Raw genomic sequence first — 17,418 nt, 5'->3', positions numbered from 1 at the left:
AGGCGGGAACATCATCGCCTTGAAGTAGCCGACGAAGCCGTGCCTGCGGATGCCGACGTAGTTGAAGATCGCCCAGGAGATCAGGGCCAGGACGAGCGGGATGCCGATCTTGGAGGTCGCCGGCAGCTGGAGGACGGGGATGATGCCCGCCACGTTGAGCACCACGAGGAAGCAGAACAGCGTCGTGAGGTAGGGGACGAACTTGCGACCGTCGCGCCCGATCGTGTCGCCGACGATGCCGTTGCGCACGAAGCCGTAGACGCTCTCGCCGGCGAACTGGGCCTTCGCCGGCACCAGCGTCGCGCGCCGTGACGCGAGGTAGAACAGCGCGCCGACGGCCAGGGTCCCGAGCACGATGATGAGCATCGGCTTGGTGAAGAACGTGCCCTCGCCGAACAGCGGCGGGAACTCGAAGTCTCCCGGCCCAGGGGCCTGGAACTCCTCCTCAGCCGCCTGGGCCACGCTGACCAGGTGCAAGGCGTCTCCATTCCGGCGCGGTGCATCGGCGATCAAAAAGTGCGTTCGGGATCAAGGCTTACTGTACCGGAGCCAGACCAGCCAGATTCCTCCGGCCGCCCCCAGCACGATCCCCGCGGCGACGAAGCCGCGGGTGCCGAGCCACCAGTCCACCAGCCACCCGATCCCCCCGTAGAAGATGACCCCGGCGAGCAGGTAGCTGATCACCGCCCAGGCGTCGACCTCCTTGACCGGAGGTGTCTCGGGCGGCTGCTCCGACATGGTCGGACGACCCTATCTCAGCGCTGCCGGGCGGCCCCGTCGGCCTCGTGCCCGGTCGGCTCGTCGGGCCCGGTCGGCTCAACGAGCAAGGGCCGCCATCTCAGTGCGGACCACACCGTGCCCGCCGTCCAGGCGAGCGCGGCAGCGATGACCGTGAGGCCCACCGCCTCGCGGTCCACCCCGTCGGCGTCGGAGAGGACGCGCAGCGCGACGAGCAGCAGGACCACCCGCGCGGTGTAGAGCATGAGCAGGAGGCCGGCTGCTAGGCCACGACGGCCGCGGGCGACCTGGGCGACCGGCACCTGCCCGAGCAGCAGGAAGCCGACGACCAGTGCCAGGCCGATGGAGGCACCCGCGGCGCCCGGGCCGCCCGCGACGACCGCGGCGGCGACGACGGCCAGCGCCCCGGCGGCCAGGGCAGCCAGCACGGCCGGGCCGAGCAGCCCGCGGGCGCTCGTGCCGGGGGCTGCCGGACGTACCCTCACCGGACCCGCCCGCGGCGCAGGCCGGTGAACGTCCCCTCGGCCCGGCGTAGGCGCGGGATGTTGACGGTGAGCAGCAGCGCGACGACCGAGACCGCGACGAGGCTCAGGACCAGGGTGCGGGGGTCGAGGAAGGCGACCGCGACCGCGCCGTAGGCCAGCACCGCGGACCACAGGTACATGACGAGGACGGCGCGGGCGTGGCTGTGGCCGCGCTCCAGCAGCCGGTGGTGGAGATGCTGCTTGTCCGGGGCGAACGGCGACCGGCCGGCAGCCGTCCGGCGCACGACGGCGAGCAGCAGGTCGAGGAACGGCACCACCATCACCGCGAGCGGCAGCAGCAGCGGCACCAGGGCGGGGGCGATGTCGGTGCCGACGTCGTTGGGGTTCACCGAACCGGTGAGGGTGATAGTCGTCGTGGCGAGCAGCAGCCCGATCAGCATCGACCCCGAGTCGCCCATGAAGACCCGCGCCGGGCTGAAGTTGTGCGGCAGGAAGCCCACGCAGATGCCGATCAACGCCGCCGCCACCACCCCGGCCGTCGTCGCGCGGAGCAGGCCCTCCTGCACGGCCAGCAGGTAGGAGAAGGCGAAGAAGGCGCTGGCGGCGATCGCCACGATGCCGGCGGCCAGCCCGTCCAGCCCGTCGACGAAGTTGACCGCGTTGATCGTCACGACGATGACCAGGACGGTGAGGACCGCACCCTCGGGCGGGCCGAGCACCACGGCGCCAGGGACCCCGTCGGTCGACTCCCCCGCCAGCCCGCCGAACGGCAGGAAGAGCATCTGCACGCCCTGCAGCACCATGACGCCGGCCGCGAGCACCTGGCCGGCGAGCTTGGTCACCGCGTCGAGCTCCCACCGGTCGTCGGCGACACCGAGCAGGCAGATGAGCACTGACCCGGACAGCACGGCGAGCAGGTCGCGGGCGTCCAGTCGCGGGCCCAGGAAGGGCAGGTTGTTCGCCACGACGAGCGCGGCGGTGAAGCCGCCCATCATGGCGACGCCGCCGAGCCGGGGCGTCGGGATCGCGTGGACATCACGGTCGCGCACCTGGGTCATGGCGCCCCAGCGCAGCGCGATCCGCCGGGCCACCGGGGTCAGCAGGTAGGTGACGGCGGCCGCGACGACGGCGGTGAGGAGGTACTCGCGCACGCGGTCAGGCCGGTCGCGGGTAGGCGGGGTGGTCGGCGACCAGGCGGCGCACCGCGGCACCCACCTCGTCGGTGTCGGAGCCGTCGCGGTCACGGACCGCGCGGGCGATCAGGGTCGCGACCTGTGCCATCTCGGGCTCGCGCATCCCCTGCGTGGTGACTGCCGGGGTGCCCACCCGGATGCCGGAGGCGGTCATCGGCGGTCGCGGGTCGTAGGGGATGGCGTTCTTGTTCAGCGTGACGAGCGCGGCGTCGCAGCGCGCCTCCGCCTCGGCGCCGGTGACGTCGAGGGGTCGCAGGTCGAGCAGCGCCAGGTGGGTGTCGGTGCCGCCGGACACCGGCCGCATCCCTTCGGCCGCCAGGCCGGCTGCCAGCGCCTGCGCGTTGCCGACGACCTGCCGGGCGTAGTCGCGGTACGCCGGCTGCAGCGCCTCGTTGAGCGCGACCGCCTTGGCGGCCACGGCGTGCATCAGCGGGCCGCCCTGCGAGAACGGGAAGACCGCCTTGTCCAGCCGGGCGGCCAGGTCGGGCCGGCAGAGCAGCATGCCGCCCCTCGGCCCGCGCAGCACCTTGTGGGTGGAGAAGGTGACGACGTCGGCGTAGGGCACCGGCGACGGGATGGCCCTGCCGGCGACCAGGCCGACGAAGTGCGCGGCGTCGACCATCAGCCAGGCACCCACCTCGTCGGCGATCTCGCGGAACACCGCGAAGTCGATCAGCCGCGGGTACGCCGTCGCGCCCGCGATGATCATCTTCGGCCGGTGCTGCCGGGCCAGGTCGCGCACCTCGTCGTAGTCGATCAGCTCGGTGTCCTGGCGCACCGTGTAGGGCACCGGGTGGAACCAGGTGCCGGAGAAGCTGACCTTGGACCCGTGGGTCAGGTGCCCGCCGTGCGGCAGCGACATCGCGAGCACCGTGTCGCCGGGCTGCACGAGCGCGGCGTAGGCGGCCAGGTTGGCGCTGGCCCCGGAGTGCGGCTGCAGGTTGACGTGGATGTCATCGGGTCGTACGTCGTCGCCGGCGAAGAGCTCCTTGGCCCGGGCGATGCCGATCTCCTCGGCCCGGTCCACCTGCTGGCAGCCGCCGTAGTAGCGCCGGCCGGGGTAGCCCTCGGCGTACTTGTTGGACAGGGTCGACCCGAGGGCGGCCAGCACGGCGGGCGAGGTGAGGTTCTCGCTCGCGATGAGCTGGAGGCCGCCGCGCAGCCGGTCGAGCTCGCCCAGCACGACGGCCGCGATCTCAGGGTCCTCCGCCTCGAGGGCCGCGAGGTCCGGGCCCCAGAAGGGCTGGGCGCGCTGCACCGTCATCGCTCGTCACTGTACGACGGGGCCTCGAGGTCGCCGACGACCTCGCGGAGCAGCTCGACGCCCAGCGCACCGGCCCGCAGGACCTTGGGTACGTCGCCGGTCACGTCGACGATCGTCGACGGCACCGGCTCCCCCGACCTTCCGCCGTCGAGATAGACCGACACGGCGTCGCCCAGCATCTCCACCGCCTCGTCGGCGGTCGTGGCCGGTGGGTGGCCGGTGGTGTTGGCGCTGCTGACGGCCATCGGCCCGGTGGCCTGGAGCAGCTCGATGGCCACCGGGTGCAGGGGCATCCGCACCGCGACCGTCCCGCCGGTGTCCCCGAGGTCCCACTGCAGCGACGGCTGCGCGTGCGCGACCAGGGTGAGGCCGCCCGGCCAGAAGGCCTCCACCAGGGCCCGCGCCGCGGTGCCCAGCCGGGTGGCGATGCCGTCGAGGGTGCGCGGCGACCCGACGAGGACCGGCACCGGCATGTCGCGGCCGCGGCCCTTGGCCTCGAGCAGGTCGCCGACCGCCTCCGCGCTGAACGCGTCGGTGCCCAGGCCGTAGACGGTGTCGGTCGGGAGCACGACCAGCTCGCCCCGGCGGACCGCGTCGGTCGCCTGCTCGATGCCCACCGGCCGCTCGCCGGGGAGCGACATGTCGTAGCGGCGGATCCAGGCCATCAGCCGGTCGCCCTCCTCGCGGTCAGGTAGCGGTCCCGGCCGGCCAGGTCCCGGTGGTCGGCGACGCCGGTCCACCGGCCGGTGGCGGCGAACACCGCCGGCGCCGACTCCCCCTGCAGGTCCGCGTGCTCGACCACCACGGTCCCACCCGCCCGCAGCAGGCGCGCGGCGACCCGCTCGACCACCCGCACAGCGTCCAGCCCGTCCGACCCTGACCACAGCGCCAGGGCCGGGTCGTGCGCAGCGACCTCCGGGTCGCGCACCACGGCGCCGACCGGGATGTAGGGCGGGTTGCTGACCACGACGTCGACCGTGCCGTCCAGGTCCGGGAACGCGTCCGCCATGTCGCCCAGGCGGAGGTCGACGGCGGTGCCGGCGGCGTTGCGGGCCGCCCAGGCATGGGCGCCCGGGTCGGCCTCGACGGCGTGCACCCGGGCACCGGGCAGCTCGTGGACCACCGAGAGCGCGATAGCGCCCGACCCGGTCCCCAGGTCGACGACGACCGGGCCGTGGTCGCCGTGGTCGGCGTGGTCGGCGCTGCGCGAGGCGGCGAGCACCGCGTCGACGACGACCTCGGTCTCCGGTCGGGGGACGAAGACGCCCGGGCCCACCGCGAGGGTGAGGTGGCGGAAGTGCGCGCGCCCGGTGATGTGCTGCAGGGGCTCCCGGGCGGCCCGCCTGCGCACGTACGCCGCGAACTTCGGTCCCACGCCGGATGCGCGCCAGAGGTCCCTGCGCTGCACGCCGAGAGAGAACGCCGCGAGCTCCTCGGCGTCGAACTGCGGCGACGGCACGCCCGCCGCGGCCAGCTCTCCGGCCGCGACGCGCACCGACTCCTGCACCGTCACCTGACCAAAGATCCGCCGCGACGGCACCTGCCCGGACAACCCGGCCGCCTCAGCCGGTCGCGGCGGCGAGCTTGGCCGCGGTGTCGGCGTCGACCAGCGCCTGCACGACTGCGTCGAGGTCGCCGTCGAGCACCTGGTCGAGATTGTGCGCCTTGTAGTTGACCCGGTGATCGGCGATCCGGTTCTCCGGGAAGTTGTAGGTCCGCACCCGCTCGGACCGGTCCACGGTGCGCACCTGGCTGCGCCGGGCATCGCTCGCCTCCTGGTCGGCGGCCTCCTGCGCCGCCGCCAGCAGCCGGGCCCGCAGGATGCGCATGGCCTGCTCCTTGTTCTGCAGCTGGGACTTCTCGTTCTGGCAGGACACGACGATGCCGGTGGGCACATGGGTGATACGGACGGCCGAGTCCGTGGTGTTGACGCTCTGGCCGCCCGGACCGGAGGACCGGTAGACGTCGATCCGCAGGTCGCCCGGGTCGATCTGCACCTCGACGTCCTCGGCCTCGGGGAGGACCAGCACACCGGCGGCGCTGGTGTGGATGCGGCCCTGCGACTCGGTGACCGGCACCCGCTGCACCCGGTGCACGCCGCCCTCGTACTTCAGCCGGGCCCAGACGCCTTCCCCCGGCCCCGGGTTGCCGCGGGACTTCACCGCGAAGGAGACGTCCTTGTAGCCGCCGAGATCGGACCCGGTCGTGTCGATCAGCTCGGTCTTCCACCCGACCCGCTCGGCGTAGCGCAGGTACATCCGCAGCAGGTCGCCGGCGAACAGCGCCGACTCCTCGCCGCCCTCGCCGGCCTTGATCTCGACGATGACGTCCTTGTCGTCGTTCTCGTCGCGCGGGAGCAGCAGCGCGCGCAGCCGTGCCTCGAGCTCGTCCCGCCGGGCCTCGAGCACCGGGACCTCGGCCCGGAACGACTCGTCCTCCACGGCCAGCTCACGGGCTGTGGCAAGGTCGCCGGCCAGCGCCGTCAGCTCGCGGTGGGTGTCGACGACCGGCGTCAGCGCGGAGTAGCGCTTGCCCAGCCGGCGGGCCCGGTCCTGGTCGGCGTGCACGGCCGGGTCGGCGAGCTCCTGCTCGAGCCGCGCGTGCTCGGCCAGCACCTCCTCCGGTGCTTCCTGCACGGTGACCTCCACCTCGTGTCCTTCACCCGGAGCCGATAGGCCCCGGGAACGGCAACGGCCCCGGCCCGCACACCTCGTGGGGTGCGCGGCCGGGGCCGTGACGTCGCTACTTGGAGCCGCTGGCCTGCTTGCCGAAGCGCTTCTCGAACCGGGCCACGCGGCCGCCGGTGTCGAGGATCTTCTGCTTGCCGGTGTAGAACGGGTGGCACTGCGAGCAGACCTCGGCGTGGATCACGCCGTCCTTCGCAGTGCTGCGGGTGGTGAACGTCGCGCCGCACGTGCAGGTGGCGGTCGTCTCGACGTACTCCGGGTGGATGTCGGGCTTCACGGGGTGCTCTCCTCACATGGACGGTCGCCGGGTCGCCGTCGCCGACAGGATGTCTGGCGGGGCGTGAACCGGAACCAGCGGACCAGTGTGCCAGAGGCGGGTCCACCCGGCACAACCGAGAGCCGGCGCCGCCTGTTCCCTCGGGAGCAGCGAGTGCCAGATCGCTGCGAGTGGTCGGTCAGTCGTCGTCGCTGCCGCCGTTGCCGTTGCCCGGCATGGGCATCGTCTGCTGGACCTGCAGGAGGAACTCGCTGTTGCTCTTGGTCTTCTTCATCCGGTCGAGCAGCAGCTCGAGGGCCTGCTGGGTCTCCAGCGCGTGCAGGACCCGGCGCAGCTTCCAGGTGATCTGCAGCTCGTCGCGGCCCATCAGGATCTCTTCCTTGCGGGTGCCCGACGCGTCGACGTCGACCGCCGGGAAGATCCGCTTGTCCGCGAGCCTGCGGTCGAGCTTGAGCTCCATGTTGCCGGTGCCCTTGAACTCCTCGAAGATCACCTCGTCCATCCGCGAGCCGGTCTCGACCAGCGCGGTGGCCAGGATGGTCAGCGAGCCGCCGTTCTCGATGTTGCGAGCCGCGCCGAAGAACCGCTTGGGCGGGTAGAGCGCGGTCGAGTCGACACCGCCGGACAGGATCCGGCCGCTGGCCGGGGCGGCGAGGTTGTAGGCCCGGCCGAGCCGGGTGATCGAGTCGAGCAGCACGACGACGTCGTGGCCGAGCTCGACGAGACGCTTGGCGCGCTCGATCGCGAGCTCCGCCACGATCGTGTGGTCCTCCGCGGGACGGTCGAAGGTCGAGGCGATGACCTCGCCCTTCACCGACCGCTGCATGTCGGTGACCTCCTCAGGGCGCTCGTCGACGAGCACGACCATGAGGTGGGTCTCCGGGTTGTTGGCGGTGATCGCGTTGGCGATCGCCTGGAGCACCATCGTCTTGCCTGCCTTGGGCGGCGAGACGATCAGGCCGCGCTGGCCCTTGCCGATCGGCGCGACCAGGTCGACGACCCGCGTGGTGAGGATGCCGGGCTCGGTCTCGAGCCGGAGCCGGTCCTGCGGGTACAGCGGGGTGAGCTTGTTGAACTCCACCCGGGTCCGGGCCGCGTCGGGGTCGGCGCCGTTGACCGAGTCCAGGCGGACCAGCGCGTTGAACTTCTCCTTGCGCTCGCCCTCGCGCGGCTGGCGGACCGCACCGGTGATGGCGTCGCCCTTGCGCAGGCCCGACTTGCGGACCTGGGCGAGCGCCACGTAGATGTCGTTGGGACCCGGCAGGTAGCCCGAGGTCCGGACGAACGCGTAGTTGTCGAGGATGTCGAGGATGCCGGCGACCGGCACGAGGACGTCGTCCTCGCCGATCTCGGGCAGCACCTCGCCGTCGCCGGGGGCGAAGCCGTCGCGGCCGCGCCGGCTGCGGTTGCGGTCGCGGTAGCGGCCGCGGCGCCGGCCCCGCCCGCCGCGCCCGTCGAGGTCGTCGTCCTGCTGGCCCTGCTGCCGGTCGCCCTGCTGCTGCCGGTCACTCTGCTGCCGGTCACCCTGCTGACGGTCCTGCTGGCGGTCCTGCTGGTCGCCACCCTGCTCGCGGTCGCCCCGGTCGCCCCGGTCCCCCCGGTCGGCACGGTCGGCTCGCGGCTCGCGGGTCCGGGTGCGGGCCGGGCGCTCGTCGCCCTCGGCCGGGGACGTCGAGGGAGCCGTCGACGTGACCGCCGACGTGGTCGGCGAGGTCGCCGACGCCTCCGTCGCGGCGGCCGGCGCGGAGCCGCCGTCCTGACGCTCCTTGATGGCCTCGATCAGCTGGCCCTTCCGCATCCGCGCCGTGCCGCTGATGCCGAGCTCGGAGGCGAGGCCCTGAAGCTCGGCGAGCACCATGCCGGACAGGCCGGTGGCCTTGCGGGTGCGGGTGCGGGTGCCCGTACGGGCGGCCTTGGCCGAGCCCTGGTCCGTCGTCGACCCACTGCCGGATCCGTCGGGAGATGCCGCGACGGGGTCGAGAACGTCTGTGCTGTCGGACACTGACTGGTCCTTCCTCATCGACGAGGGTGCGGCGGGCGCACGGCCTCGGTCGTTCCAGTGGTGCTACCGGTGCGGCTCCGGGGTACCGGTCCGCCGCGCCGGTGCCGCCTCGAGGCGAGGCGGACGTCTGGGGGAGTCGCTCGGGTGTCGGCCGTCGTGGTCAGCGCCGTGCCGGGGCACGGGCGAAGTCTCGAGGCGGAGCACCCGGCCACGTGATGTCAGGAGACCCCTGTGTCACGAGGTCCTGTGTCACGAGGTCCTGGCTCGGTGGCGTCTGGTGCGATGTGGAGCGTAACACCATCGGTGGCAGCGATAGTCCAGGCGGCGCGATCCGGTCAGCCCAGCGTGGCGCCGCCTCGCGCCACCGCGAGCGGGAGCACCCGCCAGCCGGCGAGGCTGCCGCGCAGCCGCCGCTCGACGTCGACGTCGGCGTCGGTGTCGGCGTCGGCGTCGGCATCGGAGAGGACGAGGACGCTCGGCCCCGCCCCGGACACCACGGCGGCCAGCCCGTCGGCCCGCAGCCGGGCGACCAGGTCGGCCGTCGCCGGCATCGCCGGCGCGCGCTGCGCCTGGTGCAGCCGGTCCTCGGTGGCGGGCAGCAGCAGGTCCGGGCGGCGGGTGAGCGCCTCCACGAGCAGGGCGCTGCGGCCGGCGGCGTGGGCGGCGTCGGCGTGCGGCACGGTCGCCGGCAGGAGCCCGCGGGCCGTGGTCGTCGCGAGCTCGACGTCCGGCACGAGAAGGGTGGCCCGCAGCCGCGGCGACGGGTCCACCCGCACAGCCCGCGGCCCGGGTCCGTCGTCCCACGCGATCGTCAGGCCGCCGAGCAGGGCCGCAGCGGCGTTGTCGGGGTGACCCTCCAGGGCGGTCGACACGGCCAGCGCCGCCGTACGTCCATCGTCGTCGACGGCGCCGGCCAGCGCGCGGGCGGCGAGCACGCCGGCGACGACGGCGGCGGCCGACGAGCCGAGCCCTCGTCCGTGCGGGATGCGGTTGGTGCAGTGCAGCACCAGCGGTGGCGCCGGGACCGCGAGGTCGGCGAACGCAGCCAACACCGCGCGGACGACGAGGTGGGACGCGTCCCGGGGCAGCGTCGCGGCGCCCTCGCCGACGACCTCGACGGTCACCGCCGGCTGGTCGGCCGCCGCGGCCCGCACCCGCACCTCGTCGCGCAGCTCCAGCGCGAGACCGAGGGCGTCGTAACCGGGGCCCAGGTTGGCCGACGTCGCGGGGACCGCGACGGTGACCTCCGCCGGCCCCGTCACAGGCCGAGAGCGTCGGCCGCGGCACCGGCGTCGGCGGGGACCGTCGTCGTGCGCACCGTCAGCCCTGAGAGGGCGGTCTCGGTGTCCTTGAGCCCGTTGCCGGTCACCGTGCAGACCACGAGCTGCCCGGGGTCGAGCTCACCCTGCCGGTGGCACTGCAGCAGCCCCGCCACCGACGCAGCGCTGGCCGGCTCGACGAACACGCCCTCGGTGGCGGACAGCAGGCGCTGCGCGTCGAGGATCTGCTCGTCGCTGACCGCGTCGATGCGCCCCTTCGAGTCGTCGCGAGCCGTCACCGCGCCGTCCCACGAAGCGGGGTCGCCGATGCGGATCGCCGTCGCCACCGTCTCGGGATCGGCGACCGGCTTACCCAGCACGAGCGGCGCCGCACCGGCGGCCTGGAAGCCCCACATCCGGGGCTGGGCGCAGAGGCCGTCCGCGGCGTACTCGACGTAGCCCTTCCAGTACGCGGTGATGTTGCCCGCGTTGCCTACCGGCAGGCAGTGCACGTCCGGCGCGCGACCCAGGGCGTCGACGACCTCGAACGCCGCGGTCTTCTGACCCTCGATGCGGTAGGCGTTGACCGAGTTGACCAGCGAGACCGGGTGGTGGTCGGCGAGGTCGCGGGCCACCCGCAGGCACTCGTCGAAGCCGCCCTCGACCTGCAGCAGCCGGGCGTCGTGGACCAGCGCCTGGGCGAGCTTCCCGGCCGCGATCCGCCCGTGCGGCACCAGGACGACGCAGGACAGGCCGGCCTTGACGGCGTACGCCGCCGCTGACGCGCTGGTGTTGCCGGTGGACGCGCAGATCACCGCGGTCGCGCCCTCCTGCACGGCCTTGGAGATGGCGACGGTCATGCCGCGGTCCTTGAAGGAGCCGGTCGGGTTGGCACCCTCGACCTTGAGGTGGACCTCGCAGCCGGTGAGCTCGGAGAGGTGACCGGCGGCGACCAGCGGAGTGCCGCCCTCGCCCAGAGTGACCACCGGGGTGGCGTCGTCGACGGGCAGCCGGGAGGCGTACTCGCCGATGACGCCGCGCCACAGGTGTGTGCTCACTGGGCCTCCACCCGCATCACGCTGAGGACCCGCCGCACCACGTCGAGCCCGCGCAGCGACTCGACGGTGGCCGACAGGGCGGCGTCGGTCGCCTGGTGGGTCACGATGACGAGCACGGCGTCGTCGCTGCCGTGCTTCTCCTGGCGCACCGTCTCGATCGACACCTCGTGCCGGGCGAAGGCGGTGGCCACCTGGGCCAGCACCCCGGAGCGGTCGGCGACGTCGAGGCTGACGTGGTAGCGGGTGACCGTCTCGCCCATGGGCCGCAGCCGCAGGTCCGCGTAGGCGGACTCCCCCGGCCCCCGGCCGCCGGACACCTTGTGCCGGGCCACCGCCACGACGTCACCGAGCACGGCGCTCGCGGTCGGGGACCCGCCGGCGCCGCGGCCGTAGAACATGAGCTCGCCGGCCGCCTCGCACTCGACGAAGACAGCGTTGAAGGCCTCGCGCACCGACGCGAGCGGGTGGGTGAGCGGGATCATCGCGGGGTGGGCGCGGACGCCGACGCCGGTCCCGTCGTCCGAGACCTCGGCGATCGCGAGCAGCTTGATGACGCAGCCCATCGCCCGGGCGCTCGCCACGTCGGACGCGGTGACCTCGGTGATGCCCTCGCGGTGCACGTCGCCGGCGGTGACCCGGGTGTGGAACGCGAGGGCGGCCAGGATCGCCGCCTTCGCCGCGGCGTCGAAGCCCTCGACGTCGGCGGTCGGATCCGCCTCGGCGTAGCCGAGCGCCTGCGCCTCCTCGAGCGCGTCGGCGAAGCCGGCCCCGCTCTCGGTCATCCGGGTCAGGATGAAGTTGGTCGTGCCGTTGACGATGCCGAGGACCCGGCGCACCCGGTCGCCCGCCAGCGACTCGCGAAGGGGCCGCAGCAGCGGGATCGCGCCCGCGACCGCCGCCTCGTAGTAGAGGTCCGCCGCGTGCTTCTCGGCCGCCTCGAAGAGGGTGGCGCCGTCCTCGGCGAGCAGGGCCTTGTTGGCGGTGACCACCGACGCGCCGTTCTCCAGCGCGGCCAGGATCAGCCCCCGGGCCGGCTCGATGCCGCCGATCACCTCGACGACGACGTCGACGTCGGGGCGCCGGACCAGCGCCTCGGCGTCGGTGGTGAACAGCGCCGGGTCGACCGGAAGGTCGCGGGACCGCCCCGGCCGGCGCACGGCGATGCCGGCCAGCTCGAGCGGTCGCCCGACCCGGGACGCGAGGTCGCCCGCATGGGTGGAGAGCAGCCTGGCCACCTCGCTGCCGACGACGCCGCAGCCGAGGAGGGCCACCCGCAACGGCTCCCGGTCGTGCATGCCGTCAGCCTGTCAGACGCATCGGGTCCGGCGTGGCCGCTGACCGGGATCCGGTCGAGCGCCTCAGCCGACGATGCGGATGTTGAACGCCGCCGTGCCGCTCGCCTGCATGACGGCCAGCCAGAACGGGAGGTAGGTCTCGAGCGCCCGGGCCGCCTGGATCCCTCCCAGGTCGTGCACCGACCCCTCCCCCCAGCCGAAGGCCGCGAGCATCGACCGGACGGCGTCCTTGGCCTGGCCGTCGTCGCCCGCGACGAAGACGTCCGTCGGCTCGGGCAGCAGGTCGGGCCGCACCATGACGTCGCAGTTCATCGTGTTGAGCGCCTTGACGACACGCAGGTCGGGGTGGGCCCGCTGCAGGCGCTCGGCGATGCTGTCGTCGAGGACCGGGTCCAGCCGCAGCGGCCCGTGGGCGACGATGGCGTTGGACACGTCGACGAGCACCTTGCCGGCCAGGTCGCCCTCCGGCACCGACCCCAGGACCTCGACCGAGTGCAGCCCTCCGGTGGCGTTGAGGAGCAGCTGCTCGGCGTGCGCAGCCGCGTCGGCGAAGGTCCCGGCGCGCGCCCTCTCGGCGTGCGACCCGGCCCACGCGACGGCCTTCTCGTTGGTCGCCGACCTCGACCCCATCACGACGTCGTGGCCCAGCTCGACCAGCCGGGAGCCGATCGCATGACCGACCACGCCCGTCCCCAGCACACCGATCCGCTCACCCGTCCGCATCGTCAGCCTCCTTCCGGCCGGTCGGTGCCGGCGTCGAGCGTCATCAGGTCGTCGACCGTCTCTCGACGGAGCAGGACCTGGCTGCCCGTCTCGGTCACGGCCACCACCGGAGGTCGCGGCACGTGGTTGTACGTCGACGCCATCGACCGGCAGTAGGCCCCGGTCGCGGCGACGGCCAGCAGGTCGCCGGGCCCGAGGTCGGCCGGCAGCCAGGCGTCCTTGACCACGACGTCACCGCTCTCGCAGTGCTTGCCGACCACGCGGGCCAGCATCGGCGGCGCCTCCGACGTGCGGGACGCGAGCGTCACCGTGTAGTCGGCGTCGTAGAGGGCGGTGCGGATGTTGTCGCTCATGCCGCCGTCGACCGAGACAAAGGTGCGCAGGCCCTCGACCTCCTTCACCGTGCCGACCTCGTAGACGGTGACCGTCCCGGGCCCCACGATGCCCCTGCCCGGCTCGATGGCCAGCGACGGCAGCGGCAGGCCGGCCGCCCGGCACTCCTGGTCGACGATGTCGGCCAGCGAGCGCCCCATCGCGCGCACGTCGGCCGGGTCGTCTGCGCTGGTGTAGGCGATGCCCAACCCGCCCCCGAGGTTGAGCTCGCCCAGCACCGCGCCGAGCTCGTCGCGGACCTCCGCCAGCAGGCCGACGACCCGGTGGGCGGCGACCTCGAAGCCGCCGGCGTCGAAGATCTGCGAGCCGATGTGCGAGTGCAGGCCCACCAGCTCCAGGCCGGCCGCGTCCTGCACCGCGCGGACCGCCGAGAGCGCCTCGCCGCCGGCCAGCGAGAACCCGAACTTCTGGTCCTCGTGCGCGGTCGCGATGAACTCATGGGTGTGCGCCTCGACGCCCACCGTCACCCGCACCAGCACCAGCTGCGTGACGCCGCGGGCGACGCAGAGGGCGGAGAGCCGCTCCACCTCGTGCAGCGAGTCGACGACGACCCGGCCCACCCCGGCGTCGAGCGCCGCGGCCAGCTCGGCGCTCGACTTGTTGTTGCCGTGGAGCAGCATCCGCTCCCCGGGGAAGCCGGCACGCAGCGCGACGGCCAGCTCGCCCCCGGTGCACACGTCGAGCCCGAGGCCCTCCTCCTCCACCCAGCGGGCCACCGTCGTGGTGAGGAACGCCTTGGCGGCGTAGAAGACCATCGCGCCGCCGAACGCCTCGCGGTAGTCCCGGCAGCGCGAGCGCAGGTCGGCCTCGTCGAGCAGGAACACCGGCGACCCGTGCTCGGCCACCAGGTCGCGCACGTCGTGCCCGCGCACCGTCAGGGCGCCGGCAGCCGCCCGGTCTGCACCGAGCGGCCACACCGCCGCGTCGAGCGCCGACAGGTCGGCGGGCGGCCCCCCGTGCGGCCCCTCGTGGGCGAGCTCGCCGGACCGGGGGCCTGCCGGGTGGACGCGCACGCTACATCCGGTCGGGCGCGGTCACACCGAGCAGACCGAGGCCGTTGGCGAGCACGACGCGGGTCGCCTCGACCAGCCACAGCCGGGCCCGGTGCAGGTCGGTCGGCTCCTCGTCGCCCCGTGGCAGGACCCGGCAGACGTCGTAGAAGCGGTGGTACGTCCCGGCGAGCTCCTCGAGGTAGCGCGCCACCCGGTGCGGCTCCCGCAGCTCGGCCGCCGTCGCCACCACCCGCGGGAGCTCGCCCAGCGCGCCGAGCAGGTCGCCCTCCCGGTCGTGCCCGAGCAGCTCCGGCTGCAGCTCGCCCCGGTCGAGACCCAGCTCGGCGGCGTTGCGCAGCAGGCTGGCCACCCGGGCGTGCGCGTACTGAACGTAGAACACCGGGTTGTCGCTGGTCCGACGCGCCCACAGGTCGAGGTCGAGGTCGATCGTCGAGTCGGTGGAGTAGCGAGCGAGGGCGTAGCGGCCGGCGTCGGCGCCGATCGCGTCGACCAGCTCTTGCAGGGTGACCGACGTGCCGGCCCGCTTGCTCATGCGCAGCGGCTGCCCGTCCTCGAAGAGGTTGACGAGCTGCCCCAGCAGGATCTCGAACGTGTCGTCCGGGTCGTCGCCGTAGGCGGCCACGAGCGCCTTGTAGCGGCCGATGTAGCCGTGGTGGTCGGCGCCGAGCATGATCACGACCTTGTCGAAGCCGCGCTCGCGCTTGTCCAGGTAGTAGGCGCAGTCCGCCGCGAAGTAGGTCCAGTCGCCGTCGGCCTTGATCAGGACCCGGTCCTTGTCGTCGCCGAACGTCCTCGTGCGCAGCCAGGTCGCGCCGTCCTGCTCGAAGACGTGGCCGGCGTCGGTCAGTCGCTTGAGCGCGACGTCCAGCTCGCCCTTCTCGTGCAGGTCCTTCTCGTTGAAGTAGACGTCGAAGTGCACGCCGAAGTCGGCCAGCGACCGCCGGATCTCGGCGAACATCAGCGCCATGCCCTCGCGCCGGAAGAGGGTGACCGCCTCGTCGTGGCCCAGCTCGAGGGCCTGCGGGTGGTCCTGCAGGACCTGCGCCGCGATGTCGCCGATGTAGGCCCCGCCGTAGCCGTCCGGGGGTGTCGGCTCGCCCTCGGCGGCCGCCAGCAGGGACAGGGCGTAGCGGTCGATCTGGACGCCGGCGTCGTTGAAGTAGTACTCCCGCACGACCTCGGCGCCGCTGGCCTCCAGCACCCGGCCCAACGCGTCGCCGACCGCTGCCCAGCGGACGTGGCCCAGGTGCAGCGGGCCGGTGGGGTTGGCGGAGACGAACTCCAGGTTGAAGCGGTGCCCGGCGTTGACGTCGCTGCGCCCGTACGTCGCCCCCGCCGTGACGACGGTCCGGGCGAGCTCGCCCTGGGCAGCCGAGTCGAGGGTGACGTTGAGGAAGCCGGGTCCGGCGACGTCGACCCGGGAGACCCCGTCGGCGCTGCGCAGGCGGGCGGCCACCAGCTCGGCGACCTCTCGCGGGGGCCGGCCGGCCGGCTTGGCCAGCTGCAGCGCGACCGAGGTCGCGTAGTCGCCGTGCTCGCGCACCTTGGGTCGCTCGACCTTGACCGAGTCGGGCACGGGCACGGCCAGCTCGCCGTCGTCGACGGCGGACTGCACCGCGGCGCGGACGGCTGCGGAGAGGTCGGCGGGCGTCACCCGCCCAGGCTATCCGGGCCGGTCAGGAGGCCGGGCGGTCGACCAGGTCCCGGACGGTGCGCACCAGGGTGGCCGGGTCGAACGGCTTGGTGACGTACGCGTCGACGCCCACCTCGCGCCCGCGGACGATGTCGGACTCCTGCGCGCAGGCCGTCACCATCGCGACCTTCAGCCCGCTGGTCCGCGGGTCGGCACGCAGCCGCGCGACCGTGTCGAAGCCGTCCAGCCGCGGCATCCGCACGTCGATCGTCATGACGTCCGGAGCCGCCTCGTAGATCTTGTCCAGCGCGTCCTGGCCGTCGACGGCCGTCACGACCTCGAAGCCCTCGAGCTCGAGGTTGACGCAGATCAGCTGGCGGATGACGTCGCTGTCGTCGACGACGAGCACCCGGCCGGGACGGTCCGTCACGGCGGCGAGGGTAACCCCACCGCTCCGCCGCCCGCGCCGTCTTTGCCGACTGCTAGCCTCTGCGGTGCGTCACAGGGATCTGGCCTACGAGAGAAGGCCGAGAAGGGCCCCCGTAGCTCAGGGGATAGAGCACCGCCCTCCGGAGGCGGGAGCGTAGGTTCGAATCCTACCGGGGGCACCACAAACCGGATCTTTCGTCAGTGATCTTCGGCCAACCCGGCCCGCCCCTGTGCCGCACCTGCCTAGGCTCCGGCCACCATCGCACCCTCAGCGGGAGTGGCCATGTCGGCGAGCGGCACCATCGGCACCGCGATCAACGAGACCCGGCGCTCGTTGGCGACCGTGTTCCGCAACCGCGCGCTGCGACGGCTGAACCTCGCTCTGGCCGGCTCGATGATCGGCGACTGGGCCTACGCCACCGCAGTCGCGGTGTGGGCGTACGGCGTCGGCGGGGCCACCGCGGTGGGTGTGTTCGGGACCGTCAGGCTCACGGTCGCCGCGGTGGGCGCGCCCTTCGCCTCGGCCCTGGCAGACCGGATCCCGCGACGCACTCTGATGGTGGGCTGCGACCTGCTGCGCGCTGTGCTCGTGACGGCCGCTGCCGCCCTGGTGGAGTGGGAGGGCCCCGAGCTGGCCGTCTTCGGGCTGGCCGTGGTGGCGGGCCTGGCCGGGACGGCGTTCCGGCCAGCCCAGCTGGCCCTGACACCGTCGCTGGTCGAGCAGCCGGACGAGCTGACGGCGGCGAACGGTGTCGCGAGCACCATCGAGAGCCTCGCCTTCTTCGTCGGCCCGGCCCTGGGCGGCATCCTGCTCAGCGTCGCCGACGTGGCCAGCGTCTTCCTGCTCAACGCTCTGACCTACCTGTGGTCCGCCGCGCTGGTCGCCGGGGTCCACCCCCGCGCGTCCTCCGCGCTGACGCGACCACCGGCACCCGGCGAGGACGAGGCACCGTCAGGGGACGAGGACGG

General features: G+C 73.5%; 18 protein-coding genes and 1 tRNA gene. 2 read left to right on the top strand and 17 right to left on the bottom strand.

From position 1 onward, the window contains the following. The 17 genes from VK640_17035 to VK640_16955 form a co-directional block, all read right to left on the bottom strand. Positions 1-477: FoF1 ATP synthase subunit a (locus VK640_17035; GenBank protein HTE74883.1), on the bottom strand; the 477-nt coding region annotated here is incomplete at its 3' end. A 51-nt stretch (positions 478-528) separates the two neighbouring features. After that, positions 529-738 (bottom strand): hypothetical protein, encoded by a 210-nt coding sequence (locus VK640_17030; protein ID HTE74882.1) that lies wholly within the window; start codon positions 736-738, stop codon positions 529-531. 17 nt (positions 739-755) lie between these two features. After that, positions 756-1,223, bottom strand: coding sequence for a hypothetical protein (locus VK640_17025; protein ID HTE74881.1), 468 nt, complete (start codon positions 1,221-1,223; stop codon positions 756-758). Continuing rightward, on the bottom strand, positions 1,220-2,374 hold the full coding sequence (locus tag VK640_17020; protein ID HTE74880.1) for an MraY family glycosyltransferase: 1,155 nt from the start codon (positions 2,372-2,374) through the stop codon (positions 1,220-1,222). Before VK640_17020 ends, VK640_17025 begins: the two co-directional genes overlap by 4 nt. A 4-nt stretch (positions 2,375-2,378) precedes the next feature. Further along, positions 2,379-3,680 (bottom strand): serine hydroxymethyltransferase, encoded by a 1,302-nt coding sequence (glyA, locus tag VK640_17015; protein ID HTE74879.1) that lies wholly within the window; start codon positions 3,678-3,680, stop codon positions 2,379-2,381. Next, positions 3,677-4,345 carry an L-threonylcarbamoyladenylate synthase gene (locus VK640_17010; GenBank protein ID HTE74878.1) on the bottom strand — a complete coding sequence of 223 codons (669 nt, stop codon included), beginning with the start codon at positions 4,343-4,345 and terminating at the stop codon, positions 3,677-3,679. The genes glyA and VK640_17010 overlap by 4 nt, the downstream gene beginning before the upstream one ends. Continuing rightward, entirely contained in the window at positions 4,345-5,193 is an 849-nt protein-coding gene (gene prmC / locus VK640_17005; protein HTE74877.1) for a peptide chain release factor N(5)-glutamine methyltransferase, read from the bottom strand. Before prmC ends, VK640_17010 begins: the two co-directional genes overlap by 1 nt. A gap of 49 nt (positions 5,194-5,242) precedes the next feature. Further along, positions 5,243-6,316: a peptide chain release factor 1 gene (prfA, locus tag VK640_17000; GenBank protein ID HTE74876.1), complete on the bottom strand. Its 1,074-nt coding sequence runs from the start codon at positions 6,314-6,316 to the stop codon at positions 5,243-5,245. A gap of 106 nt (positions 6,317-6,422) precedes the next feature. Further along, positions 6,423-6,644: a 50S ribosomal protein L31 gene (gene rpmE / locus VK640_16995; protein ID HTE74875.1), complete on the bottom strand. Its 222-nt coding sequence runs from the start codon at positions 6,642-6,644 to the stop codon at positions 6,423-6,425. A 178-nt stretch (positions 6,645-6,822) separates the two neighbouring features. Beyond that, positions 6,823-8,646, bottom strand: a complete 1,824-nt coding sequence (rho, locus tag VK640_16990) for a transcription termination factor Rho (GenBank protein HTE74874.1) — start codon at positions 8,644-8,646, stop codon at positions 6,823-6,825. Between the two features lie 335 nt (positions 8,647-8,981). Continuing rightward, positions 8,982-9,908 (bottom strand): homoserine kinase, encoded by a 927-nt coding sequence (thrB, locus tag VK640_16985; protein HTE74873.1) that lies wholly within the window; start codon positions 9,906-9,908, stop codon positions 8,982-8,984. Next, positions 9,905-10,963 carry a threonine synthase gene (gene thrC / locus VK640_16980; protein ID HTE74872.1) on the bottom strand — a complete coding sequence of 353 codons (1,059 nt, stop codon included), beginning with the start codon at positions 10,961-10,963 and terminating at the stop codon, positions 9,905-9,907. The genes thrB and thrC overlap by 4 nt, the downstream gene beginning before the upstream one ends. Continuing rightward, on the bottom strand, positions 10,960-12,258 hold the full coding sequence (locus VK640_16975; protein HTE74871.1) for a homoserine dehydrogenase: 1,299 nt from the start codon (positions 12,256-12,258) through the stop codon (positions 10,960-10,962). Before VK640_16975 ends, thrC begins: the two co-directional genes overlap by 4 nt. A gap of 63 nt (positions 12,259-12,321) precedes the next feature. Further along, positions 12,322-12,981 carry an NAD(P)-binding domain-containing protein gene (locus tag VK640_16970; GenBank protein ID HTE74870.1) on the bottom strand — a complete coding sequence of 220 codons (660 nt, stop codon included), beginning with the start codon at positions 12,979-12,981 and terminating at the stop codon, positions 12,322-12,324. 2 nt (positions 12,982-12,983) lie between these two features. After that, a complete protein-coding gene (gene lysA, locus VK640_16965) occupies positions 12,984-14,387 on the bottom strand; it encodes a diaminopimelate decarboxylase (GenBank protein HTE74869.1) in 1,404 nt (467 codons plus the stop codon). A 1-nt stretch (position 14,388) separates the two neighbouring features. Next, complete coding sequence (argS, locus tag VK640_16960; protein ID HTE74868.1) at positions 14,389-16,002, bottom strand: arginine--tRNA ligase; 1,614 nt, start codon at positions 16,000-16,002, stop codon at positions 14,389-14,391. Positions 16,003-16,063: 61 nt separating this feature from the next. Then, positions 16,064-16,450, bottom strand: a complete 387-nt coding sequence (locus tag VK640_16955) for a response regulator (GenBank protein ID HTE74867.1) — start codon at positions 16,448-16,450, stop codon at positions 16,064-16,066. 106 nt (positions 16,451-16,556) lie between these two features. On the opposite strand from VK640_16955, the gene VK640_16950 reads away from it, so the two are divergent. Continuing rightward, positions 16,557-16,631, top strand: a tRNA-Arg gene (locus tag VK640_16950). A 101-nt stretch (positions 16,632-16,732) separates the two neighbouring features. Then, positions 16,733-17,418, top strand: a 686-nt coding sequence (locus VK640_16945; GenBank protein HTE74866.1) for an MFS transporter, incomplete at its 3' end; no start/stop codon positions are given.

This window comes from Actinomycetes bacterium, from assembly GCA_035489715.1.
Lineage (GTDB): Bacteria > Actinomycetota > Actinomycetes > JACCUZ01 > JACCUZ01 > DATHAP01.
This window is presented reverse-complemented; position numbering and strand designations above follow the sequence as displayed.